Origin of the sequence: Paralteromonas sediminis, from assembly GCF_003820355.1 — a bacterium.
Lineage (GTDB): Bacteria > Pseudomonadota > Gammaproteobacteria > Enterobacterales > Alteromonadaceae > Alteromonas_F > Alteromonas_F sediminis.
Window position 1 is genome coordinate 809296 of record NZ_RPOK01000001.1, and the last position, 16262, is coordinate 825557.

Below are 16262 nucleotides of genomic sequence, written 5' to 3' on the forward strand. Positions count from 1 at the left end.
GTATGACCAAGCGTATATTTGTTGCCGGCCATCGCGGTATGGTGGGCTCTGCTATTGTTCGCCAGCTTGAAAATACTGATGCGATAATTGTTACAGCAGGCAGAGAAAAGTTAGATTTGCTTGATCAAGCCGCCGTGTTTGCTTTTTTTGAGCAACAAAAGGTGGACCAGGTTTATCTGGCTGCCGCCAAGGTTGGCGGTATTGTGGCAAACAATACCTATCCGGCAGAGTTCATTTACCAAAACCTAACCATTCAAAACAACATTATTGAAGGTGCTTATAAAAGCGGCGTGAAGCAGCTGCTCTTTTTAGGTTCTTCATGCATTTATCCAAAATTGGCTGAACAGCCAATGACAGAGCATGCGCTGCTAACCGGTACGTTAGAGCCCACCAACGAGCCTTACGCCATTGCCAAGATTGCTGGTATAAAAATGTGCGAGTCGTATAACAGGCAATATGGCGTGGACTACCGCTCTGTTATGCCAACCAACCTGTACGGTGAAAATGACAACTTTCACCCAGAAAATTCTCATGTTATTCCTGCGTTAATGCGTCGGTTCCACGAAGCGAAGCTGGCGGGTGATAAAAAGGTTACTGTGTGGGGTAGTGGCAAGCCTATGCGTGAATTTTTGCATGTAGACGATATGGCCGCTGCCAGTATTCACGTTATGAACTTAGACAGCAAAACTTATGCGGCCAATACCGAGCCTATGTTGTCACATATAAACGTAGGCACAGGGGTAGACTGCACTATTCGTGAACTAGCCGAAACTATGGCTTCAGTGGTCGGTTTTGAAGGCGAACTGGAATTTGATGCAAGTAAGCCAGATGGGACCCCCAGAAAACTAATGGATGTTAGTAGGCTTAAAAGTTTGGGCTGGGCCTATTCGATATCGTTAAGTAATGGCCTTTCCAGTACCTACACTTGGTTCTTGAATAATCAGGACAAATTTAGGAAATAGTATGTTTCTGGATAAAAGCACCTTTACCACAGTTATCGACTCCACGCCTTTAGTATCGATTGATCTGGTAGTGAGCAATGAAAACGGTGAGGTGCTTTTAGGCAAACGCGTAAACAGGCCAGCTAAAGGATATTGGTTTGTGCCCGGCGGACGCATTCAAAAGAATGAATCACTGGCGAAGGCCTTCCTGCGTTTAACTCAAGAGGAACTCGGTAAACAATACTCTATTAAAGAGGCAACCCTACAAGGCCCTTATGATCACTTTTATGATGACTTTGTGTTTGGTGATCAGGTGTCTACGCACTATGTGGCCATTGCCTACCAACTTCAGGTTTTACAAAGCGAATTAGAGTTACCTTTAGGTCAGCATAACGAGTATGCTTGGCTAGCCGTAAGTGAACTGACAAAATCCTCCACTGTACATCAGCATACCAAGCTGTATTTTTTATAAATAGGCCCTTAATAGTTAAAAGCTTTGCAAAGCCTGTCTAAATGCCGGTGCCAGTTCAAGATAGCAGAGTGCAAAAACGGCCAATAATCCAACGCCGCTTATTGTTTTTCCAGTCAGCGTTTTAGACTTTATGCATAGCATAATACATAAGCTAAGGCTCACTCCTAACATGTTGCGTACAATGTCTTCTACCTGAAACGTTCGCCCCACATAATCTTGCACAACTTCAATTGTATAGCTGGCGATGAACAAAATGAGGAAAGTGTAGGCCGATTTTTCAAATAGCGTTCGTTTAATAGACGCAAAAAGCAAAAAACCAAAGGCTAAAAAGATAAAGATGTGTGAGCCATCCTGAAGCTTTTGTGTAGACTCTGGCAAGTTGAGATTTTTTACACTCACAAAAAACAAGGGAAGTGTGCAAATAGCAAATAGTATTAGCAAGCCTGCTACCAGATGCTTAGGCGGAGAGTTAGTTTTGCTCATGGCTTTTGCTTTTCAAAAGGGTTTTAAACAGGCCGCCACTGATTCTTTTTATATACCAATAAGGCAGTGACCAAGCTGGCTTTCGACCATATTTGTTGTAAACCTCATTTGGATTTGGAACGAAGCTTTCAAGGAAATAATTCAGTTTGTGTTTGATACCGCGGATCTTGGAAAAATAAAAAGCAAACATTTTCGCTTGAGAAGGCGAACTCAAAAGAAACATTATCTCTTTGTTAGGTACGGAGTCTGAAGCACGCATTTCTTTGAGGTATTGGCTGGCTCTCTTGTTAGGAAACAGGCTATTTACCTCTTCAAAAGCTGCGTAAACAAGATGCAAACAGTTTTTTTGTTTGGTTATTTCTGTGAAAGATTTCCAATCATGCTCCGTTAATAAATCTATTAACAATACAATATCCAGCAACCAAACTGCTTTTATACAGTCGCTTTGATGACGATGGCCAATCATATGAAGTATGGCGTGAAAGAGTGCATATTTTGGCGTAAGACGCGATTGTAGTGTGTTGCAAAAAGCCTCTTCTGCGGGAAGCAGTTCATCGATAATGGGATTGTTACTAATTTTTAAGTGAATGTCGAAATCAACCTTGACACCGGGGGCAATCACTTTTCTTTGGCTAAATTGGTTAACAATATATTTAGGTTCCCAACGTCTTGGATTGTAGAAACCTTGATTAGTAAAGACTTCTATAGCTTTGGCTTTAGCGCACGGTTTTATTAAGATATCTACATCTGAAGCAGGTCTGAATTCTTGTTTTTTATACAAATATCTTTGAAGTGCCCGACCTTTCAGTAAAACGAAGTCCACGTCTTTTTTTTCAAGTTCTTCTAATACCGACCGGATATATTGCTCTTGAAAGCCATTCTGTATCTTAAGTTGGGTGCAATATTCTGATAGCTCAGTGACTAATGCAGCGACATTAGCTGGTAAGGTTTGGGACGACTGAGTGACAACATCAACCAAGTAACCTGAGATACCATGTGCAATACAAACTGACTTTAGGAAAGGTATTCCTCGTGACTCAATAGTAGCGTCTACTGCTAAAAAGTCCTCTTTATGACATGCCAAAAAAAGACCGCGTAGTAGTTCTATTTCTTCTAACTTCCCACGCATCTAAGACGCCTTTTAGCAAAACTGGGAAAGAAGTTGATGCCAGTATAGCCCTCTTTATGTAACCAATCCCCAGTCTCGCCCAAATCCGGCTTTCTGCCTTTTAGATTGTGACAATCACTGGCAACTGCAAGTACCTTGTTTTCTTTAATCATCGCTAAGGCAAACTTTTGACAGTCTTCACCAAACTTACCGGTAATACTGGATGCGGTAAGCTGAATAGGGCAGCCAAATGCCATTAATTGCGCTAGTTTCTCAGGGCGCTTGATAAACGCATGGTTGCGTTCCGGGTGAACAATGATGGGCATATAACCCTGTTGGATAAGCCAACTAATGAGGTTGTCGCTGCCATGGGGCACTTCGGCACGGGGAAACTCCAGTAAAAACAGTTTTTTTCCGTTCTGCTCACCCAGTGTGGGAATGGCATTTTGTTTGGCCAGCATCATCAACTCAGGGCCTATACGAAGTTCTGCGCCAAGACGCAGTTCAACCTTAATATTGTTGCTGTCTGCTAGCTCCTTGAATTCGTTAAATCGCTGTTCAAGGTCGGCTTGTTGATTGGGGTAGCGACCAAAATGAATATGCGGCGTTAAATACTGCACGGTCACACCCTGGTCTACCGCCATGCGAAGCATGTCCAGGGCTTCCTGATTATTGCGGGCGCCGTCGTCAACGCCGGGCAGGATGTGCGCGTGAATATCTATCATAAGTACTTATAGACGTTATACGTTGGCCACTTTGAGCTCTTTTGGGTCTACATCGCCATAATATTCTTCGGCGTAATAGTGGTTACCGTAATAACTCATTTTATTGGGCTCTGCCACAGTAAGCACTGCGCCGATTACATTGGCGTTATGATTACGCAAACGTTTAATGGCTTCTTTGGCTACGTTCACCTTGGTGTCTTCTGCTTTCACCGCCATGACGACAGCATCCATTTTATTGCCTAGAATGCAGGAATCACTTACAGGCAGGGTAGGTGGGCCGTCTAGTACGATATAGTCGAAGTTGCGTTTGAGCGCTTCCATGACTTTTTCAAACTTCTTTGACGATAAAAGCTCTGCCGGGTTTCTGGGCATGGCACCTGATGTGATGACCGTAAGGTTGTCTTTTACTTTAGTTTGAAGCAAAGACTCGGTATTTTGCACGCTGCCGGTAACCAGTTCCGATAAGCCTTCTTGCGGTGTAAGCCCTAAATATCGAGCAATGCTGGGTTTGCGTAAATCCACTTCCAGCAATAGCGTTTTACCAATATTGCTGTACGCCGCAGCCAGATTAAGGGCCAACGTAGACTTGCCTTCAGAACCCGTGGAAGAGGTAACCAATACCGTTTTGGGTGGGTTATCGATATTCGAGAACAACAAGCCAGTACGTATGGTATTAATGCTCTCTGAGAAGGTAGAGCGCGGATCGTCCAGATATTGTTTTTCTGGCGTCGATTCGCTCTTTGATTTTTTCACCACAGGGGTAATTCCCAGGCTGGGTATTTTAATTTTATCTTCTATGTTGTCGGGCGTTTTAAAGGTGTTGTCTAACAGCTCTTTTAAGAACACCAGAACCGTACCGGCAAATAAACCAAACATGCCCGCCAGAACAAGAATCAACTTTTTATTGGGCTTGTAAGGGGCTTTTGGCACAGTGGCGCGGTCGATGATATGCACGTTTGACGCATCAAACTCACTATTTACATTGGCCTGCATTAACTGGCTCTGGAACGACTCATACACGCGGCGGTTGTTTTCTACTTCACGCTCTAAACGCACCAGTTCCAGGTTGTTGCCTTGCAGCCCCTGAATTTCTGCGCGGCTCTCGGCAATTAAGCGCTGTACATTTTGAACCTGGGTTTGTGCCGAGCGGTAGTTCTTTTCTACGTTAGCGATAATTTTTTCAATTTCGCTGTTCAGGTTGTCGCGGGTAGATTTTAGTGCAGAACGAGCCGCTATCATTCGGGGGTGCTTTTCGCCGTAGCGCTGCTCAAGTTGCTCTACTTCACGGGCTCTGGCTGCTTGCTCTTTTACCATGTCGCTGGCCGTTTTATTTGCCAACACGGGCGCTAACGAATAATAGCCAGGCGTGCCTGGTGTAACACTTTGTACCGCCTGATACTGTTCCGTTTCTTCACTCAGCTTGGTTTGTGCACGAATAAGTTCGCTATTCAGGTTTTGCAGCTGGGCATTGGCCAGGCGCTCTTGCTGAGACGTGTCTACCAGGCCCTGGCTGGAGCGGTAAGCACTTAATGCTGCTTCGGATTCTTGCAGCTTTTCACCCAGTTTTTGATACTGCTCGCCTAACCACTGTTCGGTGTTACGCACTTCGCCCAAGCGCGACTCTAAACCAAAGGCGATGTAGGCATCGGCCACGGCATTGATAATATCAGCGGCTTTTTGTGGGTCGTCTGAACTGTATGACACATTAATTACCTGGCTTTGTTTACCACCAGACACCTCAAGCCCGCCCTGAATCTGCATGGCCAGCATGGTTTTAATTTCTGCATCGCTGAGGGGTTTTGCCGGCGCGGCAGCTTCCTCTTTTCCGGCAAGGGCACTGAGTTCCATTTTCCAATTATCCAGCATGGCTGACAAGCCAGATTTAGGCTCTGCCTTAAGTGCGGCTTGCTCTTGTTTGTATTTTTCTACCAGTCCCAGCTTGTCGACCACGGTTTCGGCAATATTGCGAGACTGGATAATTTCATACTGGGTTTCGTAAAACAAAAAAACCAAGGCTGAAGCGATATATTGTTCATCTCTGTTTGCATTGGGCTGTTGAGGGTCGGCCAGTATTTTAGACGTGGCCTGATAGAGAGGCGTCATATTACTGGCTAATAGGCCGCCCAATATCAGGCAGCTTAATGTAATTAACAGTATTATCCACTTGCCGCGTTTAATGGTGCGCCAGTATTGCCCCAGGTCGATTAAATCATCTTCGTGATGAGCCGGGTGCCCGTTGTTGTCTAAGCCTTGTTGGTTAAGGTTACTTACAGAGTTCATTAATACAATTCCTTGGCTAAGACTTAGAAGAAGCTTTCGCTAACGGTGATCACGTCACCGGGTAATACAGCGTATGATAACGCAACCCCTTCAACCGTGGTTGACTGCCCCTGACGCACCAGTTTGATGGTGGTTTTTGAGGCGCGCTCAGTAAATCCGCCTGCCAGTGCCACGGCTTTTTCAACCGTTAGCCCTTTGCGGAACGGGTAGCTGCCCGGTTCGTCTACTTCACCGTTGATATAAAACGGGCGGTATTCGGTAATCGATACAGTCACATTGGGCTTTTTTAAATAGCCGTCGAGTAATAGTTCAGTAACTTTAGCCTCTACCTCTTCAACGGTTAAGCCTTCTACGCTTACCTGACCAATCAAGGGCATAGAAATGGCGCCTGTGGTGCTGATACGGGTTTTTTGCACACTCATATCGGGTTCCTGGAAGACGGTAATTGAAATCTCATCGTCTACCGATAAGCGGTAATTATCAAATTCGTCGGCACTGGCGCTACTTATCAGCATAACGCTGATTTGCAAAAGGATTAGGTAAACGGCTTTCATCTTATATCCTTGGATTAGTCAAAACTTACAATGGCGCCAAGCTCAATAAGCTGTGCATCAAATTCAAACAGGGCATTGTCGGAGGTGCGCTCCTGAAAACGGTACATTAATTCAATATCAAGCCAGCGCCTTAGGTCGTGGCTAAACCCAATGCCGATTTCCTGGCGCTTATCGGTGCGGCCAAGCGTTGAAGTAATATCGTATTCGGCAAAATCGTAGGTTGCTTTTAATTTAGTGCGCTCAGTAAAGGCGTGCTCAACACCTGTACGCAGGCTATTACTGATAAAACCGCCTAACCCAAGGTTAGCCGATTCATTAATGGTTCGTGCTGCACCTATGGTGACCTTGGTGTAAGTATTCGGTAACCAGGTCATATCCAGGGCGTATGACAAGCCAGAAATATCGTTAAAGGTGGCGCTGTCATCGTAACTTTTGGTTTGATAACCGGCTTTAAAGGTGCCGGATGTTTTGGCGGTAATTTCCCACTCAACACCCACTAAGTAACGGGCATCCTTACTGGACAAGTCAAACCGCTCAGTATTTTTATAGCTGACGTCGTCGTAACTGGCTTCGAACAGCATGCGGGTTTTAGGGGCTACACGGTAATAAAACTGGGCGGTAACGCCGTTTCGGTCTAAGTCGCGGTATTCTTGCTGATTGTTGTTATAGCGCTGCTGATTGTGATTAAGCATAAGCACAATCTGGCCAATACTGTCGCGACGGCCATACGCGCCCTTACCCTGTATGCGCACGATGTCCAGTTCGTTAAATTCTTGCAGGCCAAGTGTTGACTGATCGGTTACACCGGGCTCTTCAATGCGGTTTTGGTATTGCAATAGTAGGCCTGAAGTAAAGCGCTGGCTATGGTCTAGTTTGGCTTCAAACTTTAGGTCGTGAGAATCGTAGTCGAGATCATCAAGGTCGAAATACTTTTTATAGTCGCCCTGATAATTAACAGAAAAGCGGTGTTTGCCATACAAACCCACCAGTTCCAGTTCGGGGGTAACGGTTAAGCTGGTGTCAGACGCTTCTTCAGCTTGCCTTAGCACATTGCTGTCGTGGCCCAGATAGATGCCTGCGCCATAGGTAGCACCGGCTTCTTCCTGTGCATGTGCTGAAAATACACTGCATAGCATTGTCAGGCATACTGCGCGAGGTAACCGCGCCTGTTTTGTTGTAATTCTTAACGCCATAAGCTTTTATACCAATTCCAAATACTTACACATCATCAACTACGTTTAGCTTACTGCAGACGTTAGCAAAAAACACCAGCGTTAATATTGCACCTTTACTCACTAACGCTTAAAACTAAAACAGCGCCATTATCACACTTCGTATTTGAAGCTTATTGTGACATAGGGCGCTGATTTTCTTACTTCTTATTGTTAACAGCTACTAGCCGCAGGCTAATTAACCTTGGAACGGGTTACGCTTAGTGTGCCCGCCTTGCTCATCAGGAATACTGCCTGAAAAGCCTTTAGTTAGTTCGGCCAGTGTACCTGGGTTGTTAATAACCGGCTTAACGTACACTTTTTTGCTGTTAGTGTTCATATCTTGATTGTTCATAATATTAACCCTTTTCTTAAGCTTGACGCTTTCTGCGGGCAAACGCAGAGAAGGCAAGTGCCAGACCTAATAGTGAAAACACATGCGGTGCAGAAACTTTTTCGACCAGGTCAGTATCTGCCCAAAAAGAAAATCCGGCGTTGCTGGCAAATTCAAGCGTAAGGCTTGAGAACAATTCGCCTTCTACCTGGTCGTTGTAAGATGCTGCTACTTTGAAGTCGCTACCGGGTAACAAGAAGAAACCGCGACCCGTGCCACTGCCTAAGGTATCAAGTACCGGGCCGGCTGTTTCGTTGTCAAATACCGCCAGCAAATCACCTGAAGTGCTTACTGTACTGATAACTAGCTTATTGATGTTTGCGCCTTCTTGGAAAAACGACCATGCACCGTAAATTGTTGCACCTTCTGGCGTACATGGTGAACATTCACCCAAAGTGAAACCTTCCTGTTCGAGGCTCCAGCCAGTGCCTGATACGCCACCGCTTAACTCTTCAGCATCATCATATTCATTGCCGCTTGTACCAGGTACAGTGTTAATGGCTTGCCAGGTAAAGGTTTCGAAAAGTACATCGTCGATATAGGCGGATACCTGAATGCCTGCCATTTCATCGCCCGTTACTACATTGTCTGACACAATGTAAGCGGCCTGGCTGCTGAATGATGTCATTGCCATCAGCCCTGCGCCGGCTAGCAAGCTCAATGCAGATGAAAGTTTGTTCTTCATATTCATTCCTTAACCCTTATTCAGGCATTATCGCTTTATGCGTTATTTTCAACTGGTCGCAAAAAAACTCTGTAGAAGCGCGCCTGAGCGGGCCTCTTTAAATTCTGTTTTGTATTTTTAGGTCATGTTGATTTTGAGGTGCTGGTCCATTCTAGAGGATCCCTAAATCAAACACGCTCACATGACTGGTCTTTCCACTTACCGATAAAGCAAAAAGCGGGCCTGTTTTGAAAAATGCTTTTAATACAGGGGTATAGAAGAACGTTTTAGCGTTAGATACCCAGTTTTTCCCAAGTAAACCGTGAAGTGTAAAAAATGCTGACAAAAAACGGCTTAGTTTTGAATGGCTTAGGTTTTACAAAATTTTAACCTTTTGCTGGTAGCCGCTTCGTTGCATTTTTTTTATCAAGTGCGCATTATCGTTTTTCAATTCATAAATTGTAGTGATTACTGGTGCCGTTAACTTCTTCTGACATAGTGCTGTATGGCAGGCATGCCGGTCAGGCTGCGCAAGTGCTGCAGGATATTTTGCATGCGCAAACACCGAATAATGCGCAGCCGGTCAGGCTGGCTTTTGTCAGTAAAAATAGAGTGTTAGCACAGGTTTTACCGAATGCTGATAGCCGTTTCCCTGTTTCAGACTATGCCAAACACGGAATGATTTGTCAGGCGTCCCCACATTTTTCAGCACCAAAAAAGGGCGGTTTTGCCCCATTTGAGGGAAATAGCAGCAAAAGTGAATTTTCCATAACACTTTTCTTACAGCAGCTGGCTTCTCAATGTGTAAAAGATTTTGACACTAGTTCAGTTTTAGACCAAAACGACTTGTTTTCACAAGCCGTCAACAGCCTAACTGGCGACTTTTACCTTGGCTGCCCCGATGAAAGCGGGCAGTGTTTTATGCTGGCTACGTCGGCGTTTAATGCCCAAACCCTGTTCTATGCTTCGTTCCCTGATTTAGCTGAAACCTACCTTATCAGCGCTAACCTGGCGCTGCTGTTACAACTTGTACCGCCTAAGGTATGCCAAACGGCGTTGAGTTTGTGGTTGTCGGGCAGGCCGGACCCTAACCGTTCTTTGTATGCCAACATCCATCAGGTGCCGCAGGCGAGCGTAGTGCTGTTTCGGCCTGGCTTAAGCCCCAGTACCCGTTTGTATTGGGATATTAACCCCAATACCACAGAGCACAGTGTAAAAAGGCCGCTGAATGACTATCAGGACGAGTTAAGCGCAATACTGCAAAGCAGTGTGGCTGATTGTCTGCCCCCATCGGACGGGCAAATTGGCGATACCTTGTTTACTCAGTTGAGCGGGGGCATGGATTCCACGTCAGTCTCTGCCACGGCCTGGGCGCTGGCGCAGCAGCAGGGGCTTAACCTGCACAGCGTGTCGCATACCTATAAACATACCGCTGCCTGTGACGAGAGCGATAATATTGCTGCGATGATCGCACGCTACCCGTTTACCCAAAGCCATTTTATTGAGCTGGATAAGTTTACCCCTATGCGCTTTGGAGAGGTGTATCCTACCCATGTACAAAGCCCTGGCATGGTACTCTCTCCCAAATACCACGAAGAAGCCGCCTTGCTAAACGCGCAGGGGGCGGGCACCTTGTTAACCGGTAACGGCGGTGACGAAATGTTCTGGGGGCACAGCTTAGTCTATTTTGACCGGCTAATGGCCGGTGATATGTCGGTGGTTGGTGAGGTAAGCCGAAGTGCCAGGCAATTGGGCTTACCGGTATGGGGGGCCTTGAAAAGTGCCTTGCTGGGGCCTTTAAAGCGTCAGCTGGCCAGCACCTTAAAAGGTGATCCTATTGAGCAGCGCCTGGCGGCATTTGCGTATCCTGCCTGGCTAACCGGCCAAGCCAGAGCGCTGATTGAGGCTGCCCCCAAAAGGGCCAACCCTTTTACCGGGAGCAAACACAACCTGGCCCGCTATGCCCGCTACGAGGGCTTGTTTCAAACCTCTACCTTTAATTCAATGCGCTCTTATCAGGCCGTGTTTGATAACTATGGCTTGCAGGTAAAGCACCCGTTAATGAACAAGGCGCTGGCCCAGTTTAGTTTTGATGTACCCCAGCACCTGCATATTAGCGGAGAATTTCCCAAACTATTATTGCGCCAGGCCATGAGCGGCAAATTGCCGGAACAGGTATGCTGGAACAAAAGCAAAACCGTGTTTGATCAGCATTTTGCCAATTTGATTAAACACAACCAAACCGAAATACGGGCACTGCTGGCCCATGAGGCGCTGGCCGATTTAGGGCTAATTGATAACCATCAGGTACTTAGCAGCTTTGATAAGGTGGTGGCCAGCCCTGTGCCGAGTTTGCAGGTGGATTTGTTATACGCGATTTTAGTGCAGTCCTGGTATCAGACTTATTGTGTGGCTAACGCCTGAATTAGTTTTTGCGTGTCGTCGGTTATTTCTGAATACTGGGCCACATTGTCTGCCGTATCATTCAGACATTCCCCCACAAGGCTTAACCAGGCATGGGCCGCAAGCTGTTTATTGTCGTCAAACTTCACCCCGATATGCAGTGTTGGTGCTATGCCTTGCTGGTTTAGCAGGGTTTTTAATGCCAGGGTGCGGCGCATACAGTTAAAGGGGTAAGGGGATTTACGCACTACCAGAGCCAGATGTTTGGCCACATACTGGGCCGTGGCTAAATGGGCATTGCTGCTTACCGTGCCAGAGGGCGAAGTAAGCGCCGGCTTCCAGGCTGAATAGGCTGAGAAACGCAGGGTAATATCCCACTTTATCAGTTGATATAGCACCTGTAGGAGTAGGCTTAAACGATACCCTTTTATGTACACCATCAGGCAGGTTCAACCAGCTTCTTTTCCAGTAGCGTGCTGATCATCGCTTGCACATCGCGGGTAACGTCTTGTTCTGTGGCGTCGTATTCTGCGCATACTTTGCTCACTACTTCAGGCACGCTGTCTCCGGCTTTTAGCCAGTCGAGTATTTGTGTGGCCATGGTATTTAACGTGTAGTACTGGCCACTTTCCATATCCAGAATAACCATTTCACCCGACACACTTTGCACCAGAGCAGATTCGCACAGGCTAATTCGTTGGGGAAGTGAAGTCATAGAAGGCCGTCCTTTCGCTGTTTATGGGTGATTTACAAGATAAATTACTTCTCGACAATCTCAAACCGATCAATGGCATACACCTTATCTGCAATTTTTTGCATGTTTGTGTCGTGGGTAACAATAATGACAGTGCGGCCTGCCAACAGCTGTTTGATCAGCGCCGCAAACTCTTCGTGGCCCTGCTCGTCAGAAGCCGAGGTAGGCTCGTCAAAAATAATAATACGGCTGTTGAGCAAAAGCGCCCTGGCCAGTGAAATTTTCTGGCGCTGCCCGGCAGACAATAACACACCGTTTTCGCCTACCTGTGCATGGTAGCCATCTTCTAACTGATTTATAAAGCGGTCGGCACCTGATGCTTTTGCGGCTTTCACAACCTGTTCCAAACTGGTGTCAGGGCGGCCATAGGCAATGTTTTCAAAAATGCTGCCGTTACTTAAGGCCACGTCCTGCGACACAAGGGCAATATGACTGCGTAGCGATTGCAGGCTGACTTTCGAAATGTCCTGATCATCAAGCAAAATACGACCCTGCTTGGGTTCGATAAAGCGCATAAGTAAATGCAAGATGGTGGTTTTGCCCGCGCCGTTGTCGCCGATGAGCAGGGTAATGTTGTCGGGTTTAAATTCAGCATTTACGTTGGCAAGCAAAGGCTTGCCGCCATCATAGTGAAAGGTGATATTTTCCAGTTGAATATGGCCCTGTTTAAACGCGAGCTCATTGGCGCTCTCATCGATGGTTTCAGGTTCAATTTGCAGTACATCCAAAATGCGTTTAGACGCACCCTGCGCCTGCTGATACTGGCCATAGGTTGCCGCCAGGCCACTCATGGGTTTGGCAAATAGCAGGCCGTACATTAGCAGGGTGATCAGTTCAGAAATGGTCAGCTCACCACTTCGGTAGTGAAGCACACTCACCAGGGCGATTAGCACTATGCCAATGGAGATAAGCATTTGTACCAGGGGCGATAACAACGCCTGAATGTGAAACTGCGAGCGTCTTAGCTCCAGCATTTTTTCGGTGTTGTGTTTAAATTTGTCGCTTTCGGTTTGCTCACGACCAAACGATTTAAGCAGGTGAATAGCACCAATATTTTCAGAGGCATGGGCCACAATGCTGGCCTGCTGCTCGGTAACCTGCTCAGACAGCGGACGAATACGCTTGCCCAGAAGCTTGAGCAATAAGTAGAAGCCCGGAATACACACAGCAATAATTAACGCCAGGTACACATTAATACTGGCCATCAGGATAAGCGAGCCCACCGCAATAATAAGACTGGGGGCCAGACTGGTTAAAATGCCGGATAAAAAGTAGGCCAGTACATTGGCATCATTGCTGATGAGCGCCAGAATTTCGCCTTTTTTGCGCTTAGAAAAATAGCTAATAGGTAGCATTTGTACGTGGTCGTACAGCCTACAGCTGAGGCTAGACAGAATATTCGCGCCTATCATATTAATGCGAAAGCTGAACTGGTAGCGAACCAGTGCCTGAATAACAATTAACGCCAGCCAGGCACCAATAAAGTAGGAGTAATGGGCATCAATGGCTGTAGGCTCACCTAGCGCTGCACTGGAAAACTGCCCCACCAGATACGGAATACCCAGGCTGACGGCACTTTCAACCAGCATCAACACCATAATAAAGGCGTACTTATGCTTTTGAGGTTTAACGTATTCTAAAAAGTGGTTGATAAACATGTGACTGGGTCAAAGGATACGGCAAACTTATCGTATCTTAACCTTGGTCTCTTGCAAAGCACCCATTGCAGTGGTCAGAACTGACACTTAAACAGTTTACGCTTTGTCGTATATCAGGTTTAATAACTCAACCTTCCTTGTTTAGCTAATGCGGCATGCCATGGAACAAGAATTGGAACAAATCCAAACCCTGTATAACACTCTCACTGAGTTTGCTGTGACCTACAGCTTTCAGATAGTGGGTGCCATTATTATCATTATTATTGGTGCCTGGGTGGCCAGCAAAGTGGGGCACTTTGTTGAACACACCATGCGGGCCCGTGAGATTGACATCACCTTAAGCCGTTTTACCGGCGGCACCGCCAAAACCATTGTACTGGTGCTGGTATTTATTATCGCATTGGGGCAGTTGGGCATAAGTGTGACGCCTTTTATTGCTGCCATTGGTGCTTTGGGTTTGGGTGCGGGTTTAGCCATTCAGGGCATGCTGTCGAACTATGCTGCCGGGTTTACCATTATTATCACCCGGCCTTTTGTAGTGAACGACACCATAAAAGTGCAGGGTGTGGCCGGCCTGGTGGCCGAGGTGCATTTGGGCTACACCATTTTGCTGGATGAAGACAATGTGCGTATTCAAATTCCCAATCGTCTGATTGTGGGTGAAATTCTGCATAATTCAGCGGGTAATATTTTGGTTGAGCTGAGCATTGGTGTTGCCTACAGCTCGAATACCGATGAGGTGATGAGCGTTATCAGCAACGCGCTGGAGAAGGTTGAGGGCATTGATGAAAACAACGTGCCTTTAATTGGTATTGATAACTTTGGCGACAGCAGTATTAATTTTGGCGTGCGTTTTTGGGCGCCTACCGACAAACACTACCAGATAAAATACGCGGCGAATAAGGCCATTCACGACGCCATTATTGCTGCCAGTATTGAGATACCCTTTCCACAGCGGGAAGTGCGTATGCTTGGTGATTAGCCATTGCTGTGGCACACTGTGCCGCTTGGAAAAAACGACAGAAACAACAATATAATAAAAACGGAGAAACCATGAGCACTCAGTCTACCTGGGCCACCCGTGCGCTGGACAAAGTCGAGCGCGTCGGGAATAAGCTGCCCGATCCTGCCGTCATCTTTTTAATTTGCTTAGTTATTGTATGGGTGCTTTCAGCCATACTGTCTCAATTTACCTTCAGTGCAATCGACCCCAGAACACAAGAAGCGGTAGTGGTGAACAACCTGCTAACCGGTGAGGTGATGGCCGACTTTTTAAGTCGCATGGTAACCATATTCACCGGCTTTGCGCCCCTGGGTGTGGTGTTGGTAGCCATGCTGGGTGTGGGTGTTGCTGAGCACTCCGGTTTTATTAGCGCCGGGCTTAAGCGCATGCTTGACAAAACGCCGGGTGCTTTATTAACACCAATGGTGGTATTGGTGGCGATAATCAGCCATACCGCAACCGACGCCGGTTATGTACTGGTTATTCCGCTAGCCGGGGTTATTTTTTACGCCATGGGCAGACATCCGCTGGCCGGTATTGCCGCTGCCTTCGCCGGGGTAAGTGGCGGTTTTTGTGCCAACTTTATTCCGTCGGCTATCGACCCGTTACTGCAGTCGTTCACGCAGTCGGCTGCGCAGATCATCGACCCTGACATTCAGGTTAACCCGCTGAACAACTGGTTCTTTAACTCGGCGTCTACCTTACTGATTGTGGGTATTGCCTGGTATCTTACTGACAAAGTTATCGAGCCTCGCTTAAAAGACACCGAAGTTGATGGCGACCCTAATGAAATTCCCAAAATTGAAGAATTAACTGACAAGCAATCTAAAGCCTTGCGCTGGGCGTCGCTCAGCATGTTGGTGGGTATTATTGTGCTGATTGCGATTTTGATACCCGAAACTTCACCACTGCGTGATGCCGAAGGCAAGCTCACCTCATTTGCTGCTCCTGTGATGCAGTCTATTGTACCGCTTATCTTCTTGCTGTTCTTATTGCCAGGCGTGGTGTATGGCTTTATGTCGGGTACCTACCAAACCACCAAAGACATGATTGATTCCATGACCAAAGCCATGCAGGGCATGAGCTACTACATTGTTATGGCGTTTTTCTGTGCCTTGTTCATTGATGCCTTTGGTAAATCGAACCTTGGGGCCTTGCTGGCCATTGAAGGGGCGCAGGTACTGAAAACCCTGCAGTTGCCAAGCATGGTGACAATCGTGGGCATTATCTTCCTGACCGCGTTTGTTAACCTGTTTATTGGTTCATCTTCTGCGAAATGGGCGCTGCTTGGCCCTATTTTTGTTCCTATGCTGATGCAGCTGAACATTTCACCTGACTTAACGCAGGCCGCGTATCGCTTAGGCGATTCCAGCTCGAACATCATTACGCCGCTGTTGCCGTACTTCCCGCTGGTGGTGGTGTACTGTCAGCGCTATGTGAAAGGCACGGGTATTGGTACCTTGTTGTCACTCATGCTGCCGTATTCCATTGTAATTCTGTTCGCCTGGACAGCCTTCCTGCTACTTTATTGGAGCCTGGGCTTCCCACTGGGTGTACAAGCCAGCTACGTTTATCCTTAACGTTTTATTATGAATGTCTGTGGCCGTGTTCT

17 protein-coding genes are annotated in these 16262 nt (G+C 46.7%); 5 read left to right on the forward strand and 12 right to left on the reverse strand.

Annotation, left to right across the window (positions count from 1 at the left end):
- The first annotated feature begins 2 nt into the window (after positions 1 to 2).
- Positions 3 to 962: a GDP-L-fucose synthase gene (fcl, locus tag DRW07_RS03670; RefSeq protein ID WP_124026515.1), complete on the forward strand. Its 960-nt coding sequence runs from the start codon at positions 3 to 5 to the stop codon at positions 960 to 962.
- Between the two features lies 1 nt (position 963).
- Entirely contained in the window at positions 964 to 1413 is a 450-nt protein-coding gene (locus tag DRW07_RS03675) for a GDP-mannose mannosyl hydrolase (protein WP_124026516.1), read from the forward strand.
- A 15-nt stretch (positions 1414 to 1428) separates the two neighbouring features.
- Here DRW07_RS03675 and DRW07_RS03680 read toward each other — a convergent pair whose 3' ends face one another.
- The 9 genes from DRW07_RS03680 to DRW07_RS18245 all read right to left on the reverse strand — a co-directional run bounded on the left by DRW07_RS03680 (position 1429) and on the right by DRW07_RS18245 (position 9178).
- Positions 1429 to 1896, reverse strand: a complete 468-nt coding sequence (locus tag DRW07_RS03680) for a VanZ family protein (protein ID WP_124026517.1) — start codon at positions 1894 to 1896, stop codon at positions 1429 to 1431.
- Positions 1883 to 3025, reverse strand: coding sequence for a nucleotidyltransferase family protein (locus tag DRW07_RS03685; RefSeq protein WP_124026518.1), 1143 nt, complete (start codon positions 3023 to 3025; stop codon positions 1883 to 1885). The genes DRW07_RS03680 and DRW07_RS03685 overlap by 14 nt, the downstream gene beginning before the upstream one ends.
- Positions 3010 to 3729, reverse strand: a complete 720-nt coding sequence (locus DRW07_RS03690; RefSeq protein ID WP_124026519.1) for a tyrosine-protein phosphatase — start codon at positions 3727 to 3729, stop codon at positions 3010 to 3012. The genes DRW07_RS03685 and DRW07_RS03690 overlap by 16 nt, the downstream gene beginning before the upstream one ends.
- 15 nt (positions 3730 to 3744) lie before the next feature.
- Positions 3745 to 6009: a GumC family protein gene (locus tag DRW07_RS03695; RefSeq protein WP_124026520.1), complete on the reverse strand. Its 2265-nt coding sequence runs from the start codon at positions 6007 to 6009 to the stop codon at positions 3745 to 3747.
- Positions 6010 to 6032: 23 nt separating this feature from the next.
- Positions 6033 to 6563: a polysaccharide biosynthesis/export family protein gene (locus DRW07_RS03700; RefSeq protein ID WP_124026521.1), complete on the reverse strand. Its 531-nt coding sequence runs from the start codon at positions 6561 to 6563 to the stop codon at positions 6033 to 6035.
- A gap of 14 nt (positions 6564 to 6577) precedes the next feature.
- Positions 6578 to 7756: an outer membrane beta-barrel protein gene (locus DRW07_RS03705; protein WP_124026522.1), complete on the reverse strand. Its 1179-nt coding sequence runs from the start codon at positions 7754 to 7756 to the stop codon at positions 6578 to 6580.
- A 217-nt stretch (positions 7757 to 7973) separates the two neighbouring features.
- Positions 7974 to 8129 carry a putative RiPP precursor gene (locus tag DRW07_RS03710; RefSeq protein ID WP_124026523.1) on the reverse strand — a complete coding sequence of 52 codons (156 nt, stop codon included), beginning with the start codon at positions 8127 to 8129 and terminating at the stop codon, positions 7974 to 7976.
- 16 nt (positions 8130 to 8145) lie between these two features.
- Entirely contained in the window at positions 8146 to 8853 is a 708-nt protein-coding gene (locus tag DRW07_RS03715) for a hypothetical protein (protein WP_124026524.1), read from the reverse strand.
- Between the two features lie 151 nt (positions 8854 to 9004).
- Positions 9005 to 9178, reverse strand: coding sequence for a hypothetical protein (locus DRW07_RS18245; protein ID WP_165870388.1), 174 nt, complete (start codon positions 9176 to 9178; stop codon positions 9005 to 9007).
- Positions 9179 to 9306: 128 nt separating this feature from the next.
- Here DRW07_RS18245 and DRW07_RS03720 point away from each other — a divergent pair, with 128 nt between their 5' ends.
- Positions 9307 to 11256, forward strand: coding sequence for an asparagine synthase-related protein (locus tag DRW07_RS03720; protein WP_124026525.1), 1950 nt, complete (start codon positions 9307 to 9309; stop codon positions 11254 to 11256).
- Here the strand turns inward: DRW07_RS03720 and DRW07_RS03725 are convergent.
- The 3 genes from DRW07_RS03725 to DRW07_RS03735 are packed head-to-tail and all read right to left on the reverse strand — an operon-like array spanning position 11235 to position 13647.
- On the reverse strand, positions 11235 to 11675 hold the full coding sequence (locus DRW07_RS03725; RefSeq protein ID WP_124026526.1) for a lasso peptide biosynthesis B2 protein: 441 nt from the start codon (positions 11673 to 11675) through the stop codon (positions 11235 to 11237). The two genes, DRW07_RS03720 and DRW07_RS03725, sit on opposite strands and share 22 nt — an antisense overlap.
- Positions 11675 to 11950: a PqqD family protein gene (locus DRW07_RS03730; protein WP_124026527.1), complete on the reverse strand. Its 276-nt coding sequence runs from the start codon at positions 11948 to 11950 to the stop codon at positions 11675 to 11677. Before DRW07_RS03730 ends, DRW07_RS03725 begins: the two co-directional genes overlap by 1 nt.
- A gap of 44 nt (positions 11951 to 11994) precedes the next feature.
- The gene (locus DRW07_RS03735; protein WP_124026528.1) at positions 11995 to 13647 is read right to left on the reverse strand and encodes an ABC transporter ATP-binding protein; all 1653 of its coding nucleotides are present in this window, start codon (positions 13645 to 13647) and stop codon (positions 11995 to 11997) included.
- Between the two features lie 160 nt (positions 13648 to 13807).
- Here DRW07_RS03735 and DRW07_RS03740 point away from each other — a divergent pair, with 160 nt between their 5' ends.
- Entirely contained in the window at positions 13808 to 14629 is an 822-nt protein-coding gene (locus DRW07_RS03740; RefSeq protein WP_124026529.1) for a mechanosensitive ion channel family protein, read from the forward strand.
- A gap of 71 nt (positions 14630 to 14700) precedes the next feature.
- Positions 14701 to 16230, forward strand: a complete 1530-nt coding sequence (locus DRW07_RS03745) for an AbgT family transporter (RefSeq protein WP_124026530.1) — start codon at positions 14701 to 14703, stop codon at positions 16228 to 16230.
- The last annotated feature ends 32 nt before the right edge of the window (positions 16231 to 16262 follow it).